At 64.0% G+C, this 22,282-nt stretch carries 19 protein-coding genes and 1 pseudogene; 16 read left to right on the forward strand and 4 right to left on the reverse strand.

The window, feature by feature from the left end; all coding sequences use genetic code 11:
• Window positions 1–140 precede the first annotated feature (140 nt).
• Window positions 141–1,607, reverse strand: coding sequence for an alpha-glucosidase/alpha-galactosidase (gene melA / locus FNA46_RS22485; protein WP_143127459.1), 1,467 nt, complete (start codon window positions 1,605–1,607; stop codon window positions 141–143).
• A 199-nt stretch (window positions 1,608–1,806) separates the two neighbouring features.
• Between melA and FNA46_RS22490 the strand changes: the two genes are divergently transcribed.
• Window positions 1,807–2,712 (forward strand): AraC family transcriptional regulator, encoded by a 906-nt coding sequence (locus FNA46_RS22490; protein WP_143127460.1) that lies wholly within the window; start codon window positions 1,807–1,809, stop codon window positions 2,710–2,712.
• A 192-nt stretch (window positions 2,713–2,904) separates the two neighbouring features.
• Complete coding sequence (locus FNA46_RS22495; protein WP_185969960.1) at window positions 2,905–3,666, forward strand: DUF1868 domain-containing protein; 762 nt, start codon at window positions 2,905–2,907, stop codon at window positions 3,664–3,666.
• Between the two features lie 25 nt (window positions 3,667–3,691).
• On the opposite strand, the gene hutC is transcribed toward FNA46_RS22495, so the two are convergent.
• Both hutC and FNA46_RS22505 read right to left on the reverse strand, forming a co-directional pair.
• Window positions 3,692–4,411, reverse strand: coding sequence for a histidine utilization transcriptional repressor HutC (gene hutC, locus FNA46_RS22500; RefSeq protein ID WP_143127462.1), 720 nt, complete (start codon window positions 4,409–4,411; stop codon window positions 3,692–3,694).
• Entirely contained in the window at window positions 4,408–5,754 is a 1,347-nt protein-coding gene (locus FNA46_RS22505; RefSeq protein ID WP_143127463.1) for a formimidoylglutamate deiminase, read from the reverse strand. Before FNA46_RS22505 ends, hutC begins: the two co-directional genes overlap by 4 nt.
• 96 nt (window positions 5,755–5,850) lie before the next feature.
• On the opposite strand from FNA46_RS22505, the gene hutI reads away from it, so the two are divergent.
• From hutI to FNA46_RS22530, 5 genes are all read left to right on the forward strand, one after another.
• Window positions 5,851–7,125 carry an imidazolonepropionase gene (hutI, locus tag FNA46_RS22510; protein WP_143127464.1) on the forward strand — a complete coding sequence of 425 codons (1,275 nt, stop codon included), beginning with the start codon at window positions 5,851–5,853 and terminating at the stop codon, window positions 7,123–7,125.
• On the forward strand, window positions 7,122–8,657 hold the full coding sequence (gene hutH / locus FNA46_RS22515; RefSeq protein ID WP_143127465.1) for a histidine ammonia-lyase: 1,536 nt from the start codon (window positions 7,122–7,124) through the stop codon (window positions 8,655–8,657). Before hutI ends, hutH begins: the two co-directional genes overlap by 4 nt.
• 291 nt (window positions 8,658–8,948) lie before the next feature.
• Window positions 8,949–9,752 carry an N-formylglutamate deformylase gene (hutG, locus tag FNA46_RS22520; RefSeq protein ID WP_143127466.1) on the forward strand — a complete coding sequence of 268 codons (804 nt, stop codon included), beginning with the start codon at window positions 8,949–8,951 and terminating at the stop codon, window positions 9,750–9,752.
• A gap of 13 nt (window positions 9,753–9,765) precedes the next feature.
• A complete protein-coding gene (gene hutU / locus FNA46_RS22525) occupies window positions 9,766–11,439 on the forward strand; it encodes a urocanate hydratase (RefSeq protein ID WP_143127467.1) in 1,674 nt (557 codons plus the stop codon).
• Between the two features lie 35 nt (window positions 11,440–11,474).
• A complete protein-coding gene (locus tag FNA46_RS22530; protein ID WP_425468795.1) occupies window positions 11,475–12,020 on the forward strand; it encodes a HutD/Ves family protein in 546 nt (181 codons plus the stop codon).
• Between the two features lie 36 nt (window positions 12,021–12,056).
• Here FNA46_RS22530 and FNA46_RS22535 read toward each other — a convergent pair whose 3' ends face one another.
• On the reverse strand, window positions 12,057–13,109 hold the full coding sequence (locus tag FNA46_RS22535; protein WP_244618065.1) for a LacI family DNA-binding transcriptional regulator: 1,053 nt from the start codon (window positions 13,107–13,109) through the stop codon (window positions 12,057–12,059).
• A 244-nt stretch (window positions 13,110–13,353) separates the two neighbouring features.
• Here FNA46_RS22535 and FNA46_RS22540 point away from each other — a divergent pair, with 244 nt between their 5' ends.
• The 9 genes and pseudogenes from FNA46_RS22540 to FNA46_RS22580 form a co-directional block, all read left to right on the forward strand.
• Complete coding sequence (locus FNA46_RS22540; protein ID WP_143127469.1) at window positions 13,354–14,430, forward strand: ABC transporter ATP-binding protein; 1,077 nt, start codon at window positions 13,354–13,356, stop codon at window positions 14,428–14,430.
• A 109-nt stretch (window positions 14,431–14,539) separates the two neighbouring features.
• Window positions 14,540–15,772, forward strand: a complete 1,233-nt coding sequence (locus FNA46_RS22545; RefSeq protein ID WP_143127470.1) for an ABC transporter substrate-binding protein — start codon at window positions 14,540–14,542, stop codon at window positions 15,770–15,772.
• A 202-nt stretch (window positions 15,773–15,974) separates the two neighbouring features.
• A complete protein-coding gene (locus tag FNA46_RS22550) occupies window positions 15,975–16,844 on the forward strand; it encodes a carbohydrate ABC transporter permease (RefSeq protein ID WP_143127477.1) in 870 nt (289 codons plus the stop codon).
• A 3-nt stretch (window positions 16,845–16,847) separates the two neighbouring features.
• Window positions 16,848–17,702: a carbohydrate ABC transporter permease gene (locus FNA46_RS22555; RefSeq protein ID WP_143127471.1), complete on the forward strand. Its 855-nt coding sequence runs from the start codon at window positions 16,848–16,850 to the stop codon at window positions 17,700–17,702.
• Between the two features lie 5 nt (window positions 17,703–17,707).
• Window positions 17,708–19,444, forward strand: a complete 1,737-nt coding sequence (gene araD, locus FNA46_RS22560) for an L-arabinonate dehydratase (protein ID WP_185969961.1) — start codon at window positions 17,708–17,710, stop codon at window positions 19,442–19,444.
• A 13-nt stretch (window positions 19,445–19,457) separates the two neighbouring features.
• A complete protein-coding gene (locus FNA46_RS22565) occupies window positions 19,458–20,261 on the forward strand; it encodes an HpcH/HpaI aldolase family protein (protein WP_143127472.1) in 804 nt (267 codons plus the stop codon).
• A gap of 10 nt (window positions 20,262–20,271) precedes the next feature.
• Window positions 20,272–21,156, forward strand: a complete 885-nt coding sequence (locus FNA46_RS22570; protein WP_143127473.1) for an SMP-30/gluconolactonase/LRE family protein — start codon at window positions 20,272–20,274, stop codon at window positions 21,154–21,156.
• A gap of 8 nt (window positions 21,157–21,164) precedes the next feature.
• Window positions 21,165–21,929 (forward strand): SDR family NAD(P)-dependent oxidoreductase, encoded by a 765-nt coding sequence (locus FNA46_RS22575; RefSeq protein WP_143127474.1) that lies wholly within the window; start codon window positions 21,165–21,167, stop codon window positions 21,927–21,929.
• 11 nt (window positions 21,930–21,940) lie between these two features.
• Window positions 21,941–22,282, forward strand: a pseudogene (locus FNA46_RS22580) (alpha-glucosidase); the annotation flags it as partial.

Consider the following 22,282-nt stretch of genomic DNA (forward strand, 5'->3'; position numbering starts at 1 on the left):
TCCCTTTCGGCGTCGCCCCCGGCGCGCCGCTCCTCGTCATGACAGGATCTGCGGAACTCCTCCTTCCGCAGATCCCGATCGTCTTGGTCAGATCCCGACGGCGTCCGTTTGCTGCTCGCACGGCGCGCCGGGGGCGCCTCTCAAACGGCAGCCTTCATCGTGGCCTTTTCAACCCGCAACTCCTCGATGGACCGGACCTGCCGGCGGGCAGCTCCCGCCCAGTCGCGCGTCTTGACCTTCGCCTGTGCCAGCCGCTCGCGTGCGGCCGGAACCGCATCAGCATATTGCGGCAGCCAGCGGGCCTCGGCGACCACCATCTCGTCCACCATCTGCCAGACCTCCTCGGGCGTCGCGACGGCGCCGACCAGCGGATCGTGCAGCACGGCAAGCTTCAGCAGGTCGATGTCACCCGTGACGGCCGCGTGTACCGACATGCGCTGTACGTTGATCGAGGCCATGCAGGTGGCGGCGCAGGCTTCCGGCAGCGTGATGCCCGACACCATGTTGATGCCGAAGCGATCGACGAAGCCGGGCGATTCGATGATCGCATCCGCCGGCAGGTTGGTGATCACGCCTGTATTCCTGACGTTGAAATGCCCGCGATAGACACGGCCGGTCTCCAGCGCTTCCAGGATATGGCTGGCATGCTCGTTGGAGCGGCGGGCGGGATCGATCGGCTTCTTCGCCTGCTCCAGGAATTGCGGGAACTCCGTCTCGAACCAGTTGCGGGTTTCGGTGGAGTGCCGGAGGTAACCGCCGGTTTCGCCATGAATCCAGTCGGACATGTCGATCCAGCGGGTGATTTCTTCCGGGCGCTTGCGATACCACGGCAGATATTCCGAGAGGTGCCCGTTGCTTTCGGTCGAGTAGACGCCGAAACGCTTCAGCACGTCGATGCGCAGCTTTTCCTGCTGCGAATAGACCGGATGCGCCTCGAAGGCGGCAATCAGCTCGTCCTTGCCGATCCTGCGGCCGTTCAGCCTGAGATCGACGAACCAGGTCTGGTGGTTGATGCCGGAGCAGACATAGTCCAGTTCCCGGATCGAGGCTGCACCCAGCACCTCGGCAATCTGTTCCGCACCGTGCTGCACGCCGTGGCAAAGGCCGATCGTATCCACCTTGCCGTATTCTATGGCGGCCCAGGTGTTCATCGCCATCGGGTTGGCATAGTTCAGGAATTTTGCGTCCGGTGCCGCAACCTCCCGGATATCCTTGCAGAAATCGAGGATGACCGGGATGTTGCGCTGGCCGTAGAGAATGCCGCCCGCACAGATCGTATCACCGACGCATTGGTCGATCCCGTATTTGAGCGGAATGCGGATATCCTCCGCATAGGCCTCAAGCCCGCCGACACGCACGCAGCTTATGATGTAACGCGCACCTTCCAGCGCCCGGCGGCGGTCCGTGGTGGCGGTCACCCGGGTCGGCAGGCCGTTCGCCTCCACGATGCGTTCCAGGATTTCGCGGATCATGCCGAGATTGTGCTCGCTGATGTCTGTCAGCGCGAATTCGACATCGCGGAATTCCGGCACGCACAGAATGTCAGTGAACAGCTTCTTGGTGAACCCGACGCTGCCGGCGCCGATGATAGCGATTTTGAAACTCATCCCTCGCATCCTCCTTGCGAAATCCAAGCCGTCACGATGGCGGGTCACGCTCCGTGCGGACATGCACAGGCTTTCACACAAAACCGCCGGAAAACCGGGATTCTGCGTCAAAGTTCCGATCCGTGCTGTCCTCTGGCTTCTCCTCGGAAACTGATTATGCGTATATTTTCCGGAGGGGACAGAGAAGGATTATGCTTTCATGGGTAATTTTGTGCTCCAGGATCTGATGGCGGCAGGCCCGATCATGCGCACCGTTTCGCTGCCGCGCGGACGCCAGACGCTGCACACCATGCCGACCAGCGCCGGCTATGAAATCCGCGCGGACGTCAGCTATGACTGGGACGGACGCCGGCGTGGCCTTGCCCCCTTCACCGTGCTGCAGCACACGATCGGGGGGCGTGGCAATCTGCGCTACGAGACCCGGACGATGCAGTTGAAACCTGGCGAGACGCTGCTGCTGCTGATCCCGCACAACCATCGCTACTGGCTGGAAAAGGGCGATCGCTGGGAATTCTTCTGGATGTCGATGAACGGTGAGGAGGCACTGCGCATTCACCGTTCGATCCTGGCGATCACCGGCCCCGTGCTGCACCTGCAGCCCGTGACGATCGACCGGCTGGCCTCCTGCTGCCACCGGCTCGTCACCGGCGGCGAGACGCCGGGCGCGGCTTCGGCCATCGCCTATGAGGCGGCCATGGTGCTCTATGACGACGTCTTCGGCTCCCATCCCACCTATGCGCAGGAATATCGTGCACTCCAGCACGTGCTCGAACATATCGAGGGCCATCTCGACCAGCGGCTGACGGTGGCTGATCTTGCCGATGTTGCGGGCCTCAGCCGTGCGCATTTTTCCCGCATCTTTGCGGCGAGCGAAGGCCTGCCGCCGGCAGAATTCGTGCTGCAGAAGCGTCTGCGTCGTGCGGCGAAACTGCTGACGAAGACGGCCGACATGCCTGTGAAGGAGGTCGCGGCACTGTGCGGCTTCGATGACCCCAACTACTTCTCGAAAGTCTTCCGCCGTCTCTACGGTACCAATCCCAGCGATTTCCGCACGAGCGGCATGTATGCGAGCCTGACGGCTGCGCCGCGGCACGAGGTGAACTGACCGGCCGGCCGTCGGCATCGCGGAAGCCGGGCCTTGCCCCCCGTCACCCGGCACATCCCTGTCACACCGGACGTGTAGTCCTTGTCGCGAAGGCTTGGCATACCCGCCGCGCCTTTCATGACGCAGACCCCTCACCTTGCCACAGAAAACGGGTTGTCGCGCTTCATGTCTTCAACGCTGGGAACACATTTCGTGCCGACATCCGAAAGCAGCATCATGGCCCCCTCGCGCCCCGACCCCATCGCCTATCTCACCGGACGGCTGACCAGCGCCCCTCGCCCCGGCGGCATCTCCCTTCCGGGCGGCGGCGGAAAATTCCATTCCGATGGCAGCGTGCAGCAATGGCCGGGCAATACCTTCATCTGCCACATCGACCGCACCTCGGCGGCCTTCGAGGCGATCCGCGCCCTGCAGGAGGAGATCAAGCGCAGCGCGTTCAACCGCTTCTTCACCTTCCTCCCGCCATCGAGTTTCCACATGACGGTCTTCCAGGGCACCTCGCCTCTCACATGCCCGGGCGCCGGCTGGCCGGACGGGCTGGACTGGCCGCTGGACCGCGATGCGGTGACGGCGGCGTTGGGCGAACGCGTGCGGGATCTAGACCTGCCGCTCCGCCGGACCATCCGCGTCATCGATCTGTTTGCCGCGCACAGCCTGACGGTGGCCGGCGCGACGCCTGCTGCGGAAGAGGCGCTGCGGACGACCCGTCGCACGCTCTCAGACGCAACCCGCATGCCGCAGGCGGATTTCGAGCAGTATGTCTTCCATATTTCGCTTGCCTATCTCATCGACTGGGTGTCCGAGCCGCTGGCGCTCGAAATCGTCGACTTCAGCCGGGCGCAGACGGAACTGTACGCGCCGCTGATCGGCGAGCTCGAGCTTGGCCCGGTGGAATTGTCCGATTTCGACAGCATGCACCACTTCGAGCCGCGGCTGTTGCTGGGCAAGCGCTGAGGCGGAGGCTGGCTCGGGTGCGCGTTCAGCCGCCCGGCTGGAAGCGCGCCACCAGGGCATGACGATCGCCAGGATAGGTGAAACGCACGAAGGTGACGGGGCCACCCGCGCCCCAGGTGCGACGTTCGATGACGAGGCAGGCACTGTGGCGGGCGATCTCCAGCTTCGTCGCCACGTCTGCAGCGGCGGTGACGGCCTGGATCCGGTGTTCGGCGGCATTCCAGGGCACGCGGCTGATCAGGAAGGCCCCGGGCGCAATCAGGCTGAAATCCTCGCTCTCCGCCTCCGGAACCGTGGCAAGATTGATCAGCCGGTATTCGAGGCAGAAGGGGCGGCCGCCGGCCAGATGCACGGCCACGCATTCCAGCACGGCACTGCCATCCGCAAGCTCCATCAGCGTGCAATCCTGCCGGGTCGCCATGCGGCGATTGCGCGTCTCCAGTCGGTAGCCATAGGACAGATTGAGGGACCGTACCTCCGTCTCGATATCATGGATTTCCAGCACGGCGGACTGTGCCACGGGCTGGGCGACGAAGCTGCCGGATTTCTTGCGCCGCTCGATCAGGCCCGCCCGCGCGAGCTGTGTCAGTACCTTGTTCGCGGTCATGCGGGAACAGCCATACTGGATGGCAAGATCCACCTCGAACGGCAGACGATAGCCCGGCGGCCATTCGCCCGAGAGAATGCGCCGCTCCAGATCACCAAGAATGCGGCCGTGCAGCGTCTTCTCTTTGTCCGTGTTCATTGGGCCAGCAGTTCCCGCATCACCGTCTCGAAGCGGCGGCTTATCGCGTCGCGTCTGAAATGGCGACCCTTTTCCACCAGCTTCCTGCCGGAAATCCAGGTGCTGTCGACCCCGACGCCACCGGCGAAGATCCAGTGGTCGAGAATCTGGTCTTCGCCGAGATAGGGAATTCCGGCGACATCGAGCGAAACGAGATCGGCACTGGCGCCCGGGGCGAGACCGGCCGGCGCATCGAGCGCCTGCGCACCGCCCGCCAGCGTCCGTTCGAACAGCTTGCGCCCGGTCGAGCCATCGGTATCGGCCACCACGTTGCGCGCTTTCAGGCCGAGACGCTGCGAGTATTCCAGCTGGCGCAATTCCTCGGCCACGGAAATTCGGATGTTCGAATCCGAGCCGATGCCCAGCGCGCCGCCGGCGGAGAGATAGGTTTCACCATTGAAGATGCCGTCGCCGAGATTGGCTTCGGTGATCGGGCAAAGCCCTGCCACCGCGCCGGAGGCGGCCATGCGTGCTGTTTCCCTTGTCGTCATGTGGGTGGCATGGATCAGGCACCAGCGGCGATCGACCGGTGCCTCGTCCAGTAGCCATTCAACGGGGCGGCGGCCGGTGGCGGCGAGGCAATCCTCGACCTCCTTCACCTGTTCGGCGACATGAATGTGCACGGGTCCATCGCCCGCCAGAGGCAGAATCATCGAAAGCTCCGCGGCCGTGACGGCGCGCAGGCTGTGGGGGGCGATCCCGAGCCGGGCGCCGGAGAGGCGCCCGGTCAGGCCGCGGCAGGCTTCCATCTGGCGTGAAAATTCGTCCAGCGAGTGAATGAAGCGACGTTGTCCCTCATTGGGGGCCGCACCGCCGAAGCCGGAATGCGCGTAGAAGACCGGCAGCAGCGTCAGACCGATACCGGTCTCCTGGCTTGCCGCTGCGATGCGTTCGGCCATTTCCGCGATATTGGCGTAGAGCCCGCCATCCTTGTCGTGATGCAGGTAGTGGAATTCGCCGACCCGGCCGAAGCCAGCCTCCAGCATCTCCATATAGAGCTGGGCGGCCACCGCCTCCACCTGGTCCGGCGTCATGGAGAGCGCGAAACGATACATCAGCGTGCGCCAGCTCCAGAAACTGTCGGCCCCCGGCCCCCGCACCTCGGCGAGGCCTGCCATGGCGCGCTGGAAGGCGTGGCTGTGCAGGTTGGGCATTGCCGGCACCAGCACGGCCTGGCGCTCGTCGCCGGCCTCGGCCGGCACGCCGGCTGCCAGGGAGGCAATCTGCCCGTCTTCGATTGTCAGCCGTACATCGCTTTTCCAACCCTCTGGCAACAAAGCGCTTTTCGCGTGGATCGCCTGCATGCCTGTCTTTCCTTCCGCGTTTCGCTCCAAAATTTCCCTTGCGAGATGGCGATAATGTATATACATGTTTTTGCCACAAGAGAAGGCGAAAGACCGATGGCCGGGGACGATTTTTCACCGAAATCACAGGATGCGCTGCAGGTTACGCTGTGGCGCAATGCCCGTCTTGCAACGCTGAAGGCGGGCGATGGGCTGGGGCTCGTCGAGGATGGCGCGGTTCTGGTGCGCGATGGGCGCATTGCCTATGCCGGCCCGCTCGCCGGGCTTCCCGCCCCTCTGGCGGAGGGTACGACACCGATGGATTGCAAGGGGCGCTGGCTGCTGCCCTCTTTCATCGATTGCCACACGCATCTCGTCTATGGCGGCAACCGCGCCATGGAGTTCGAGATGCGGCTCGCGGGCTCCACCTATGAAGAGATCGCCCGCGCCGGTGGCGGCATCGTCTCCTCCGTCAAGGCCACCAATGCGCTGACGGTCGATCAGCTCGTGGCCGCTGCCCTGCCCCGTCTCGATACGTTGATCGCGGAGGGTGCCTCCACCGTCGAGATCAAGTCCGGCTATGCGCTCAGCATCGAGGGTGAGCTGAACATGCTGCGCGCGGCCCGCAGGCTGGGGGAGATCCGCCCCGTGCGCATTCTCACCACATGGCTTGCCGCTCACGCGACGCCGCCCGAATACAAGGGCCGCAATGGCGATTACATCAGCGAGATCGTGATCCCCGGCCTGCGGGCCGCCCATGCCGAAGGCCTTGTCGATGCGGTCGATGGTTTCTGCGAAGGCATTGCCTTTTCGCCGGCCGAAATCGCCCGTGTGTTCGAAGAGGCAAAGGCGCTTGGCCTGCCGGTCAAGCTGCATGCCGAACAGCTGTCGGACCTGAAGGGCGCGAGGCTTGCCGCCGCCTATGGGGCGCTCTCGGCCGATCATCTGGAATATCTGGCGGATGAGGACGCTGCAGCACTGGCTGAGGCCGGAACCGTCGCCGTGCTGCTGCCCGGCGCTTTCTACACGTTGCGCGAAAAGCAGCACCCGCCCGTGAAGGCGCTGCGGGCGGCGGGAGCGTCGATTGCGCTTGCGACCGACAGCAATCCCGGCACCTCGCCGCTGACCTCGCTTCTGATGACCATGAACATGGGCGCCACGCTGTTTGGCCTCACCGTCGAGGAATGCCTGGCGGGTGTCACGCGCGAGGCGGCGAAGGCCTTGGGGCTGCAAGACGAAACCGGCACGCTGGAGGCCGGCAAGGCCGCCGACTTCACGCTCTGGGATATCGAGCGCCCCGCCGAACTCGTCTACCGCATCGGCTTCAACCCGCTCGTCCAGCGTGTGTGGAACGGCCGTACGACCTTTTCCTCTGCCGGAGTTCTTGCATGACCATCACCCTTCATCCCGGCCGTGTGACGCTGGCCGAGCTTGCGCAGATCTACTGGACCGGCGAAGCCGCCGTGTTGGACCGCAGCTTCGATGCCGGCATCGAGAAGGCTGCCGCCCGCATTGCCCAGATCGCGGCTGGCAATGCGCCCGTCTATGGCATCAACACCGGCTTCGGAAAGCTCGCCTCGATCAAGATCGATGCCGCCGATACCGCGACCCTCCAGCGCAATCTCATCCTGTCGCATTGCTGCGGCGTCGGGCAGCCGCTGCCGGACTCCATCGTGCGTCTCATCATGGCGTTGAAGCTCGTGTCGCTCGGCCGCGGCGCCTCCGGCGTGCGGCTGGATCTGGTGCGGCTGATCGAGGGCATGCTGGACAAGGGGGTGACGCCGCTCATCCCGGAAAAGGGCTCGGTCGGCGCTTCCGGTGACCTCGCTCCGCTCGCCCATATGGCCGCCGTGATGATGGGTGAGGCAGAAGCCTTTTATCAGGGCGAACGTCTGTCCGGTGCCGAGGCCTTGCGCCGGGCCGGCCTTACGCCCGTCGTGCTGGCGGCCAAGGAAGGGCTGGCGCTGATCAACGGCACGCAGGCTTCCACCGCGCTTGCGCTCGCCGGTCTGTTCCGCGCTCACCGGGCCGCGAAGGCGGCGCTGATCACCGGCGCGCTCTCGACCGATGCGGCGATGGGCTCGTCTGCGCCGTTCACCGAAGACATCCATACGCTGCGTGGCCACAAGGGCCAGATCGATACGGCGGCGGCGCTGCGCGGCCTGCTGGAGGGTTCCGTCATCCGCCAGAGCCATCTGGAAGGGGACGAGCGCGTGCAGGACCCCTATTGCATCCGCTGCCAGCCGCAGGTGGATGGCGCGTGTCTCGATCTGTTGCGCATGGCCGGCCGCACGCTCGAAATCGAAGCCAATGCGGTGACCGACAATCCGCTGGTGCTCTCCGACATGAGCGTCGTTTCCGGCGGCAATTTCCATGCGGAACCCGTCGCCTTCGCGGCTGACCAGATCGCCATTGCCGTCTGCGAAATCGGCGCGATTGCCCAGCGCCGCATCGCGCTTCTTGTCGATCCCGCCCTCTCCTATGGCCTGCCGGCCTTCCTTGCGAAGAAGCCCGGGTTGAATTCCGGCCTGATGATCGCGGAAGTCACCTCGGCAGCCCTGATGAGCGAAAACAAGCAGATGGCGCATCCGGCCTCGGTCGATTCGACGCCCACCTCCGCCAATCAGGAAGACCACGTATCCATGGCCTGCCACGGTGCGCGGCGTCTGCTGCAGATGACCGATAACCTGTTTTCCATCATCGGCATCGAGGCGCTGACGGCGGCGCAGGGTGTGGAATTTCGTAGCCCGCTGACAACCAGCCCGGAACTGCAGAAGGCCATGGCCGCCCTGCGCGCCAGCGTCCCGACGCTGGAAGAGGATCGCTACATGGCCCCGGATCTGGAGGCCGCCGGCCGGATGGTGGCAGAGGGCGTGCTGGTGTCCAGCGTCTCCGCCGGTATTTTGCCGGGGCTGGAGGGGTGAGGTCATGATGTGCACCGCTCGTGGCCTACCCCCCTCTGCCCTGCCGGGCATCTCCCCCTCACGGGGGGAGATCGGCAAGAAGCGCCCTCTTTGCCCGTCAGACGCATTCGGGGCGAGCCGACGGGGCAGCGGCAATACTGTGCGCACGCCGCGTTTCCTGCCCGTGGACCGTCATTTGCAGTCCCATGCGTTTGTGCGTGGCCCTCACCGTCTGCGGATCTCCCCCCTTGAGGGGGAGATGTCCGGCAGGACAGAGGGGGGTATCCCCGGTAACAAGACTGGAGAGCGTTGATGAGCAGCACCTTCGAAATCACCCGCGGCACCTCGCCCGTCATCCTCGCCTTCCCGCATACGGGAACCGAGGTTCCGCCGGCCATCTGGGATCGGCTGAACGACAACGGCAAGCTGCTTGCCGATACCGACTGGCACATCCATCACCTCTATGCCGGCCTGTTGCCGAATGCCACGACGGTGCGCGCCACTTTCCATCGTTACGTGATCGATGCCAATCGCGATCCGTCGGGAACGAGCCTCTATCCGGGCCAGAACACCACCGGCCTCATTCCGGAGACGGATTTTGATGGTCAGCCGATCTGGAAGGATGGACAGCAGCCGACGGAGGCGGATATCGCCGAACGGCTGGCGGGTTTCCACGCCCCCTATCATGCCGCGCTTGCCGCCGAAATCGAGCGGGTGAAGGCGCTGCATGGCGTCGCGGTGCTCTATGACTGCCACTCGATCCGTTCGCTGATCCCCTTCCTGTTCGAAGGTCGGCTGCCGGATTTCAACATCGGCACCAATTCCGGCGAAAGTTGCGATGCGGCGATCGAGCAGGCGACGGCCGACATTGCCGCCCGGGCCGAAGGCTATAGCAGCATTCTCAACGGCCGCTTCAAGGGCGGCTGGACGACGCGCCATTACGGCACGCCGCAGGCGGGCGTTCACGCGATCCAGATGGAACTCGCGCAGATCAGCCATCTAGCCACCGAAGCACCGCCCTTTGCCTATGATGAAGGGAAGGCCGGTGAACTTCGGGCCCATCTCAAGACCATTCTGGAGCGCATCGAAGCGATCGCGCTTAATCTGACACGCTGAGGGGAGACGACCCATGACCAATCCACGCCACAATATTCGCGAGGTCCGCGCGCCGCAGGGCACCGAACTGACGGCCAAGAGCTGGATGACGGAAGCGCCTCTGCGCATGCTGATGAACAATCTCGATCCTGACGTTGCGGAGCGCCCGCACGAGCTGGTGGTCTATGGCGGCATCGGCCGCGCTGCCCGCACCTGGAACGATTTCGACACGATCGTCGAGACGCTGAAGACGCTGACGGAGGAAGAAACCCTCATCGTCCAGTCCGGCAAGCCGGTCGGCGTGTTCCGCACCCACAAGGATGCGCCGCGCGTGCTGATCGCCAATTCCAACCTCGTGCCGCACTGGGCCACCTGGGACCATTTCAACGAGCTGGATAAGAAGGGGCTGGCCATGTACGGCCAGATGACCGCCGGTTCGTGGATCTATATCGGCACGCAGGGCATCGTGCAGGGCACCTACGAAACCTTCGTGGAAGCCGGGCGCCAGCACTATAACGGCAATCTGAAGGGTAAGTGGATCCTGACCGGCGGCCTCGGCGGCATGGGCGGCGCGCAGCCGCTTGCCGCCGTCATGGCCGGCGCCTGCTGCCTTGCCGTCGAATGCGACGAGACCCGCATCGATTTCCGCCTGCGCACCCGTTATGTCGATGCCAAGGCCCATACGCTGGACGAGGCGCTCGCCCTGATCGACCAGTGGACGAAGGCGGGCGAAGCAAAATCCGTCGGGCTGGTCGGCAATGCCGCGGACATCTTCCCGGAACTCGTCCGTCGCGGCGTGAAGCCCGATATCGTCACCGACCAGACCTCGGCGCATGATCCGATCCATGGCTATCTGCCCTCCGACTGGACGGTGGCCGAATGGCGCGCCAGGCAGGAAAGCGACCCGAAGGCGGTGGAAGCCGCCGCCCGCGCCTCGATGAAGGTGCATGTGCAGGCCATGGTCGACTTCTGGAACATGGGCATTCCGACGCTGGATTACGGCAACAACATCCGTCAGGTCGCCAAGGAAGAAGGGTTCGAGAACGCCTTTGCCTTCCCGGGCTTCGTGCCGGCCTATATCCGCCCGCTGTTCTGCCGTGGCGTCGGCCCCTTCCGCTGGGCAGCTCTCTCCGGCGATCCGGAAGACATCTACAAAACCGATGCCAAGGTGAAGGAACTGCTGCCTGATAACAAGCACCTGCACAACTGGCTGGACATGGCGCGCGAGCGCATTGCCTTCCAGGGGCTTCCCGCCCGCATCTGCTGGGTGGGCCTTGGTGATCGTCACAAGCTCGGCCTCGCCTTCAACGAGATGGTCAGGAACGGCGAACTGAAGGCGCCAGTGGTGATTGGTCGCGACCACCTCGATTCAGGCTCCGTTGCCTCGCCCAACCGCGAGACGGAAGCGATGAAGGACGGCTCGGACGCTGTGTCCGACTGGCCGCTCCTCAACGCGCTTCTGAACTGCGCCTCGGGTGCCACCTGGGTGTCGCTGCATCACGGCGGTGGCGTCGGCATGGGCTTTTCCCAGCATTCCGGCATGGTGATCTGCGCTGACGGCACCGACGATGCCGCCCGCCGGCTGGAGCGCGTGCTGTGGAACGATCCGGCCACCGGCGTCATGCGCCATGCCGATGCGGGCTACGACATCGCGCTCGACTGCGCGAAGGACAAGGGCCTGCGCCTGCCCGGCATTCTCGGCAACTGACGATGCAGATCCTGAGGGCGCAAGATTACAGGCGCATGCCCTGGAAGAACGGCGGGGGCGAGACGGCGGAAATCGCCGTCTTTCCGCCCGCTGCCGGGCTCGACAGTTTCGACTGGCGCATCAGCATGGCAACGGTCGCCACGGACGGTCCCTTTTCGGCCTTTCCGGGTATCGACCGCACGCTGACCATTCTCTCCGGTCGGGGTATCGTTCTGGATACCGAGGGCAAGGCATCCGTGTCGCTCACGCGCAGCTCGCCGCCGCACGCCTTCGCGGCAGACCTGCCAAGCTTCGCGGTGCTGCTGGACGGCACGGTGATCGATCTCAATGTGATGACACGCCGCGTCTCGGCAAGCCACCGCGTCGAGCGTATGGCGCTGCCACTTGATCTCGCGCCGTCATGCTCACGGCGCGTGCTGTTCTGCGTAACGGGACAGGTATGGCTGGCAGACGGAACGACCCGCATGGAACTGGAAACCTGGGACTGCGTGCTGCTGGACGGGGACGACGATGCCGTTTCGTTCGATGGCAGCGGCAGCGTGTTGCTGGTCACGATCGACGAGCTTGCTGCTCGGCCGTGACCTGCTGTTCGGCCAATCGCCGGCCAAATGTTCGTTTCAGCTGCTGCGGCGATGCAGCAGCGTGAAGCGGGTGTCGATCGTTGCATGCTCGGGCATGTCGTGCCCGGCCAGATGCTCGATGATCAGCCGCGCCGCCTCCTTGCCGATCAGGTCGCCGGAAGGGCGGATCGTCGTCAACGGCGGATTGCAGGCGGCGCTGAAACTCAGATCGCCGAAGCCGACCACGGCGAGCCTGTCCGGCACGGCAAGGCCGAGCCGCTCGCATTCGAACAGCACGCCGAGCGCCACATGGTCGTTCGAGCAGGCCACGCCGTCGGTGGACGCATGCTGCTGCAGCGTTTCAGAAATCAGCATGGCGCCGACCTCGGCCGAGGCGGGGGCCGGGTGCTGTATCACCTCGACCGATACGCCGGCCTCCTGTGCGGCGGCCACGAAGCCATCGCAGCGCAGCCGCGCGCGCCGGTCCTCGTGCATGCGCGCGCCGAGATAGGCAAGATGCCGCCGGCCCTGCTGGATCAGGTGGCGGGCGGACGCTGCTCCGACCTGCTGGTGATGGAAGCCGATGGCCGTATCGATCTGCGGCCCGCCGAGTTCCCAGATCTCGATGACAGGCACGGTGGTCTTGCTCAGCATGCGCCGCGTGGCGTCGCTGTGCGAGAGGCCCGTCAGCACGATCGCCGCCGGCGCCCAGGAGAGCGCCGTGCGCACCAGATCCTCCTCCTCGCGCTCGTCATACTCCGTATGGCCGAGAATCACCTGCAGCCGCTCCTTGCGCAGCGCCGCCTGCATGGCGGAGACCGTTTCGGCAAAGAAGGCATTGCGCACGGAAGGCACGATGATGGAGACCGCGCGCGAAGAGGCTGCGGCAAGCCCGCCTGCCACAAGGTTCGGCACGTAATTCAGTTTGTCGATGGCGCGCGCAATCGCGCTGCCGGCGCTGGCAGACACCGCTTCAGGCCGCCGGAGGTAGAGCGAAACGGTTGAAGGCGAGACCTTGGCGAGTTCCGCCACGTCGGCCATGGTGATGCTCTGCATCTTGCGCCGGCGGCGCACCGGTCGCTCCCGCTCCGGCCTGATCTGGTCTGCCATGTCTCCTCCACGCAGCGCTGCGATGGCAAAATCTACTCACTTCGTCAGGCGGCAGCAATCGAATTTTCCCCACTATGTCACGTATTTGATGAAAAATAACGGTAATTTTGACCGCGACTATGCCATTCTGTCAGCTGTTTGTCGAAAAGCAGATTGGGCATTGCATTTATCAATCGTAGCGCTATGATCCGCGCCATCGGAATGCGGCAGGGGGAAGTTTGCCCTTTGCGTAGGGGAGGAACGAATGGCGTCTGTCAGCCTTCGCAAACTTGAAAAGAGCTACGGCTCGCTGAAAATCGTCAAGGGCATCGACCTGGAGATCCAGGATGGCGAATTCGTCGTGTTCGTCGGCCCGTCCGGCTGCGGCAAGTCCACCACGCTGCGCATGGTCGCAGGTCTCGAATCGATCAGCGGCGGCGAAATCCGCATCGGCGAGCGCGTCGTCAACAAGCTTGCCCCGCGCGAGCGCGACATTGCCATGGTGTTCCAGGATTATGCGCTCTATCCGCACAAGACCGTGCGCGAGAACATGGGGTTCAGCCTGAAGGTGCGCGGCGTCTCGATGAAGGATGCGGAAGGCCGCATCAACGAGGCGGCCGACATGCTCGGCATCGGCCACCTGCTCGACCGTCGTCCCGGCCAGCTCTCCGGCGGCCAGCGCCAGCGCGTGGCCATGGGGCGCGCCATCGTGCGTCGCCCGCAGGTCTTCCTGTTCGATGAGCCGCTGTCCAACCTCGATGCCAAGCTGCGCGGCCAGGTGCGCACCGAAATCAAGCGCCTGCATCAGCAGATCGGTACCACCATCATCTATGTCACGCATGACCAGGTCGAGGCCATGACGCTGGCGGACCGCATCGTCATCCTGCGCGGCGGCGATATCGAACAGGTCGGCACGCCGGATGAGGTCTACAACCAGCCGCAGAGCGTGTTTGTCGGCGGTTTCGTCGGTTCGCCGGCGATGAATTTCGCCAGGGCCAGGGTCGAGGGCGATGCGCTCTCCTTCGCCAATGGCGATCGCCTGCCGCTGGCGAAGCTTGCGCGCGGCCGGCAGGGCGCCATGGACGGTCGCGACCTGATCGTCGGCATCCGCCCGGAGCATTTCGTCACCGTGGCGGATCCGGCCATGACGCTGACCGCCAAGGTTCAGGTCGTCGAGCCACTGGGCTCCGATACGCTCGTGCATTTCCTGATCGGTTCGGACATGCTGACGGCGCGCCTGCCGCCGGACATGCGCCCCGAGCCGGGCGCGGTTCTGCATCTCGGTCTTGATCCGTCGAAGGTTCACCTGTTCGATGCCGCGACCGAACGCGCCATCCACTGAAATCACGTCAGGCCGGGCGTCAAGTGCCCGGCCTGCGCCTGATCTCGTCAATGCTCCGCACGCGGGGGAGTTGGAGCCCGCGCCAAGGCTGCCAAATCTGGGAGGTACCATGAAAAAGACAATGATCACCGGCCTGCTGCTGTCCGCCAGCATGCTTGCCCTGTCGGCTCCGGCCTTTGCCGAAGAACTGAAGGTCTATATTTCCAGCCAGCATCAGCCGCAGGTCTGGCGCCAGGTGCTCGACAAGTACGAAGCGGCAAATCCCGGCACCAAGGTGACCATCGAAACCGGCGGCAATACCTCTGAAGCGCAGGCCCAGTATCTGAACACCATCATGTCGGCGAAGGATTCCTCGCTCGACGTGCTGATCCTCGACGTCATCCGCCCGGCCCAGTTCGCGGCGGCCGGCTGGACGAGCCCGTTCGAGGGCAAGGACATGTCGGTCTACCTGCCTGCCTATGCCGAAGCCAATACGGTGGATGGCAAGGTCGTGGCGCTGCCGGCCTTCGCCGACTCCATGTTCCTGTACTACCGCAAGGATCTCCTGGAAAAATACGGCATCCAGCCGCCCAAAACCTGGGACGAGCTGAAGGCTGCCGTCAAGAAGATCAATGGCGGCGAGAACAATGCCGACCTGCAGGGTCTCTCCTTCCAGGGCAAGGCGATCGAAGGCGCGGTCTGCACCTTCCTGCTGCCCTACTGGAGCCAGGGCAAGTCACTCGTCCAGAACGGCAAGCTGACCTTCGACAAGGATGCCGCCGTCAAGTCGCTGAAGCTGTGGAAGAGCTTCGTCGATGAAGGCGTTTCCAAGAAGAACATTGCGGAAGTGGCGACCGACGATACCCGCAAGGAATTCCAGGCCGGCAACGTCGTCTTCGCCGTCAACTGGTCCTATGCCTGGGCACAGTCGCAGGGCAAGGATTCCGCCGTGGTCGGCAAGGTCGGCGTGACGCGTCTGCCCGCGATGACCGGCGGTGATCAGGCGACCTGCCTCGGCGGCTGGGAGTGGGGCGTGTCGGCCTATTCCAAGAACCAGGATGCCGCCAAGAAGCTGGTGCAGTTCCTCTCCAGCCCGGAAAGCTCCAAGTTCATGGCGATCAACGGTTCGCTGCTGCCGACCTATGCCTCGCTCTATCAGGATGCCGATGTGGTGAAGGCCGCGCCGTGGTTCGCCGATGCCAAGCAGGTCGTCGAAACCGCCAAGCCGCGCCCGGTCACGCCGCGCTACAACGAGGTCAGCGAAACGATCCGCACCACGGTCAATGCCGTTCTCGCCGGCGTCATGACCCCGGAAGATGGCGCGACGCAGATCGAAAGCCGCCTGAAGCGCATCCTGCGCTGACCGCTGCTGCCTGAACCATAACCGGAAGGGGCGCGGAAAACTCCCTGCCCTTTCCCTCCTGGACATCGGACGACGCGGCGTTTTCGGCCGCGGCGGCGGATGTCTGTTGACTGATGACCCTAGCGCCGGAGTTGCGACGGTGACCACCTCCACCCTCACCACCACCCAACGGATCGAAAAAGAGCCGCCCGCCTGGACCAGGATGCTGGACCTGAGCGACCGGGCGCTGGCCGTGCTGCTTCTCGCGCCTGCCGCGATCCTGCTGTCGCTGATCATCGTCTATCCCGTGGCGCGGCTGGCCTATACCAGCTTCTTCTCGCTGTCCCTGACGTCTGGCCTGCCGGCCGAATTCGTCGGTCTCGAGAACTACAAGCTGATGATCGACGATCCGATTTTCTGGGAAACCACCTGGAATACGGTGTTGATCACCTTGATCACGGTTCCCGGCGCGCTGGTGGTCGGCATGGCTCTGGCGCTGCTTGCCAACCTGCCCTTCCGCACGCAATGGCCGGTGCGACTGTCGCTGCTGATCCCCTGGGCGCTGCCGCTCTCATTCGCGGGCCTGATCTTCGCCTGGTTCTTCCACTCCGAATATGGCGTGGTGAACGATGTTCTGAACCGCTTCGGCATTCCGGGCGTCATCTGGTTCAACTCGCCCAATCTCGCCTTTGCCGCGATCTGTCTCACCATCATCTGGAAGACCTCGTCCTTCATGGCGCTGATCATTCTGGCCGGTCTGCAGACCATTCCCCGCTCGCTTTACGAGGCGGCCGACGTGGATGGTGCGGGGCGCCTGCGACAGTTCTTCGAGATCACGCTGCCGCTTTTGAAGCCGGCCATCGTCGTGGCGCTCATCTTCCGCACCATCACCGCGCTGCAGACCTTCGACATTCCCTACATGATGACCGGTGGTGGCCCCGGCACCTCGACGTCGACGCTTGCCATGTACATCCACCAGAACACGGTGTCCTTCCTCGACCTCGGCTACGGTTCGGCACTCGCCGTGGTGATGTTCCTGCTCTCCATGTGCGTCACCGTCGTCTATCTGCGCATCATCCGGACCAAGGGGTAAGCCATGAGCCACGTTACTGCGGAAGGTCCCGCCTCCTTCTTTGCCGGCAAGCCGCTGCGCTTCATCGCCGCCACCATTCTTCTGGTCAACGGCATGTTCCCGGCGCTGTGGATCCTGTTCACCTCGCTGAAGACCGAAGCCGAACTGACGGTGAAGCCGATCACCTGGTTCCCGCATGCGCCGACGGTTGCCAACTACATGCAGGCCTTTTCCGATCAGCCGCTGCATGTCTTCCTGTTCAACAGCTTCATGGTGGCGCTTCTCTCCACCTGCCTGACCCTGCTGGTTTCGGTGCTTGCGGCTTACGCTCTCGCGCGCCTCAACCTGAAATATCGCGGCCTGATCCTGTCCGCCATCATCGCGGTGTCCACCTTCCCGCTGGTCACGCTGCTGGTGCCGCTGTTCGAGATCATGCGCGCGCTGAACCTGCTCAACACCTGGATTGCGCTGATCCTGCCCTATACGGTGCTGTCGCTGCCGGTCTGCACGCTGATGCTCGTCTCCTTCTTCGAGGGCATTCCGCGCGATCTCGAAAATGCCGCCATGATCGATGGCTGCACGCGGCTTGGTGCGCTGTTCAAGGTGGTCGTGCCGCTCTGCGCACCGGGCGTCTTCACCGCCGGCATTCTCGCCTTCGTCAATGCCTGGGACGAGTTCCTGCTGGCATTGTCCTTCAATTCCAATCCGGCGCTGCGCACGCTTCCCGTTGGCATCCAGCTCTATCAGGGCGAGTTCGCCTTCCCGTGGCCGGTGATTTCCGCAGCGCTCGTCGTCGGCATCGTGCCCGTCGCGATACTGATCGTGATCTTCCAGGAGCGCGTGGTTTCCGGCCTCACCGCAGGCGGCATCAAGGGATAATCCAGATGACCAAGCGAAAAGAACTGTCCGAACTGCGCAGCCAGCGCTGGTTCGCCTCCGATGACATGCGCGGTTTCGCGCACCGCCAGCGCACCCAGCAGATGGGCATGCGGCGCGAGGAGTTCATGGGCCGGCCGGTGATCGGCATCATCAACACCTGGAGCGAGATGAGCCCCTGCCACGCGCATCTGCGCGACCGCGCCGAAGCGGTGAAGCGCGGCGTCTGGCAGGCGGGCGGCTATCCGGTGGAAATGCCCGCACTGTCCGTCGGCGAAGTCATGGTGAAGCCCACCACCATGCTCTACCGCAACTTCCTCGCCATGGAATGCGAGGAACTGTTGCGCTCGCATCCGATTGACGGTGCCGTGCTGCTCGGCGGCTGCGACAAGTCGACTCCCGGCCTGCTGATGGGCGCGTTTTCGATGGATATTCCGGTCATCTATTGCCCGGCAGGCCCGATGGCGAACGGCCAGTGGCGTGGCATCAAGACCGGTGCCGGCACGCACACCAAGAAATACTGGGACGAACTGCGCGCCGGCAACATCACCAAGGATGACTGGGTGGATCTCGAAAGCCGGATGACCCGTTCGGCCGGCACCTGCAACACCATCGGCACCGCCTCGACGATGACCTCGATTGCGGACGCCATGGGCATGACGCTACCCGGCGCCTCCTCCATTCCGGCGGTCGATTCCGGCCATCCGCGCATGGCGTCCGCCTGCGGCGTGCGGATTGTCGAGATGGTCTGGGAAGATCTGAAGCCGTCGGACATTCTCAACAAGGCAAGCTTCGAAAACGGCCTCGTCGCCTATATGGCGATGGGCGGTTCCACCAATGCGGCCGTGCATCTGATCGCCATGGCCCGCCGCGCGGGCGTCGAGCTTTCGCTGGACGACATGTCGGCCATGGCAGCAAAAATCCCGGTGGCGGCCAATGTCTTCCCCTCCGGCGAATACCTGATGGAGGATTTTTACTTCGCCGGCGGCCTCAACGCGCTTCTGCGGAAGTTCTCCCACCATCTGGACCTCACGCGGCCCACGGTCAACGGCAAGACGATCGGAGAGAATATCGCCGGTGCCGAATGCTGGAACGACGAGATCATTCGCGACGAGAGCAATCCGGTCGTGCCGCTGTCGAAGGGCAAGACGCTGGAAGTGCTGCGTGGCAATCTCGCCCCCAATGGCGCGGTGATGAAATCCTCTGCCGCCAACCCGAAATTCCTGAAGCATGTCGGCCCGGCCATCGTCTTCGACGACCCGGCGACGATGAACAAGACGCTCGACAACCCGGATCTCGATATTACCGAGGATACGGTGATCATCCTGCGCAATGCAGGTCCCGTCGGCGCACCCGGCATGCCGGAATGGGGCAACCTGCCGATCCCGAAGAAGCTTCTGAAACAGGGCGTGCGCGACATGGTGCGCATTTCCGACGCGCGCATGAGCGGCACGCATTACGGCACCTGCATTCTGCATGTCTCGCCGGAAGCGGCCGTTGGCGGACCTCTTGCGCTCGTGAAGACCGGCGACCTCATCGAACTCGATGTGGCAGCCGGCACCATCAACATGAAGGTCAGCGACGAGGATCTGGCGGCGCGTCGCGCCGAATGGAAACCGACGGCGCGCATTTATGAACGCTCGTTCGCCGCTCTTTACCAGAGCCATGTCAGCCAGGCCCACGAAGGCTGCGATTTCGATTTCCTGAGCGGCCCGGCCAAGGTGCCGGATCCGGTCATTTTCTGAAGGATTTTTGTCCATGAGCACGCTGAACCCCTTCAAGTCCTGGCTGTCGGACAAGAGCCGCGCAACCCCGCTTGGCACCTGGCTGATGGCGGCTGCCCCGGCAAGCGCGGAAGCGCTCGGTTACGCCGGTTTCGACTTCCTCGTCGTGGACATGGAACATGTGCCGATCGAGGTGTCCGATCTCGCCCATATCCTGCGCGCCATCGGCTGCACGCCGGCGGACGCCGTGGTGCGCCTCGCCTGGAACGATCAGGTTCTCGTCAAGCGCTGCATGGATGCCGGCGCCCGCACCGTGATGCTGCCCTTCGTGCAGACGGCGGAAGAGGCAAAGGCCGCCGCCTCCTACACCCGCTATCCGCCGCATGGCATTCGTGGCGTGGCGGCCGTTCATCGCGGCTCCAGGTTCGGCACGATCCCGAACTACCTGAAGAACGCCAATGACGATGTCTGCACCATCGTGCAGCTGGAAACGCCCGAAGCCATCGAGCGCTTGCCCGAGATCGCGGCGGTCGAGGGCATCGACGCGCTGTTCGTCGGTCCCGGCGACCTGTCGGCGGCCATGGGCCATATCGGAAATATCGCCCACCCGGAGGTGCAGGCGCTGATCGAAAAGGCCGCCAGGGATGCACATGCCGCCGGCAAACCCATCGGCATCGTCGGTCCCAACCCGGACATGGTGAAGCGCTTCATCGGTTATGGCTATGACTATGCCGCGATTGCCTCCGACATCGCCATGATGACCGGCCGCGCCAATGACTGGCTGGGTCAGATGAAGGGCGAGGCCAAGCCGGTCGCTGCTCCGACGGCAGCCTATTGAGGTGCGGGACGTGACAGCCGGTTTCGACCTCGTTCTCGATGCAAGGACCGCGCTGGGCGAATGCCCGCTCTGGTCCGTCGCCGAACAGGTGCTCTATTTCGTCGACATCAAGCAGAGCCGCATCCATCGCTTCGATCCGACGAACGGTTCGCTTCGCACGCTGGAGCTGCCGGAAGAGGTCGGCTGCATCGGGCTTGCCAAGGGTGGCGGTTTCGTCGCCGGCCTGCGCTCCGGCCTCTGGCTGATCGCATCGACGGGTGAACTGTTGCGCAAGCTGGCGGACAATCCGGAAGACCAGTCGATCAGCCGTTTCAACGACGGCATGGTCGATCCGGCCGGCCGGTTCGTTGCCGGGACCGTGGACGAGACGCGCGAACGCGGCATTGCCAGTCTTTACCGCTACGATGGCCGGGGTTTGGAAAAGCTCGCTGGCGGTCTGCTGACCTCGAACGGCGTCGCCTTCTCGCCCGATGGCAAGCGGCTCTATCATTCGGATACGCTGCGCTTTTCGCTCTACACCTACGACTATGACGTCGCGACGGGCACGGCGGACAATCGCCAGCTGTTTGCCAAGTTCGGCTCCGAAACCGACAAGGGCCGCCCGGATGGCGGCGCTGTTGATGCGGAAGGCTGCTACTGGACGGCGCTGTTCGAGGGAGGGCGCGTCCAGCGCTATGCGCCGGATGGAACGCTGATGGCCGAATATCCGGTTCCTGCAAAATGCCCGACCATGGTCACCTTCGGCGGGCCGGACCTGAAGACCCTTTACTGCACCAGCGCCAGCATCGGCCGCCCGGCCGAAGAGCTCGCCGAATACCCGCTCTCCGGTGCGCTGTTTGCCCTGCGCACCGATGTGCCGGGCCTTCCCAAACCGCTTTTCAATCCTGACCTCTGAGTAAAACCATGTCCGCCTCCTATGAAACCGTCCGTTACCAGTCCCTGACCGACCGCCATGTGCTCGTCACCGGCGGCGCGTCCGGCATCGGCGAGGAAATGGTCAAAGCCTATCGCGCCCAGGGCGCCCGCGTGTCCTTCATCGACATCAATGAGGCGGCGGGGGCTGCCCATGCCGCGGCGACGGGCGCTGCCTTCTACGCCTGCGATCTGACCGATATTCCGGCGACCCGCGCCGTCGTGGGCCAGATCGAGGCGGAGCATGGCCCGGTTTCGGTTCTCGTCAACAATGCCGGCAAGGATGATCGCCACGCCATGGACGAGGTGGAGCCTGATTACTGGCGCCGCGCCTTGGCACTGAACCTCGACCACCAGTTCTTCGTCACGCAGGCGGTGACCAAGGCCATGGCGCAAAATGGCGGCGGCTCGGTCATTATGTTCAGCTCGATTTCCTGGATGCGCGGCCGCCCCGGCATGGTTGGCTACACCACTTCGAAGGCCGCCATCAACGGCCTGACCAAGACACTCGCCCGCGAACTCGGCCCCTCCGGCATTCGCGTCAACTGCATCGTGCCCGGCGCCATCGTCACCGAACGGCAACTGGCGCTCTGGACCACGCCGGAGCAGAACCAGCAGTTCATCGATCTGCAGGCCCTGAAATTCCGCCTCGACGCCAGCCATGTGGCACGCCTTGCCCTCTTCCTCGGCTCTGACGAAAGCAATGGCTGCACGGGCGCCAATTTCGTCGTCGATGCCGGCCTGACCCAGAACTGAAAGTCTTCTCCATGCAACTCGATCTCATTCCCGGCGGCTTTACCCTCTCCCTCGAAGGTCGCGAAATCCTGCGTCATACGGAGGCCGCACCCGCTTTGTTCGTCGGTCACGGCGAAGAGCGGATGGACATGTATCGCGGCAACTTCGAGATCGAGGATTACGTGGTGGAGCGCACGGCCCTCCCCCATGTTGAGATTGAGGGCAATCGCGTCGAGTTTTCCGTGGCGCGCGGGCTTGCGCCCCGCTTCGCGCTGACGGTGGACGGTCATCACATGCTGACGCAGGCGCTTGATGCCTCGATCAATCGCCTGTGGATCCGCATCGTCGCTTTCGGCGACGATGCGGATCCACAG

Origin of the sequence: Affinirhizobium straminoryzae (assembly GCF_007004135.1) — a bacterium.
Lineage (GTDB): Bacteria > Pseudomonadota > Alphaproteobacteria > Rhizobiales > Rhizobiaceae > Neorhizobium > Neorhizobium straminoryzae.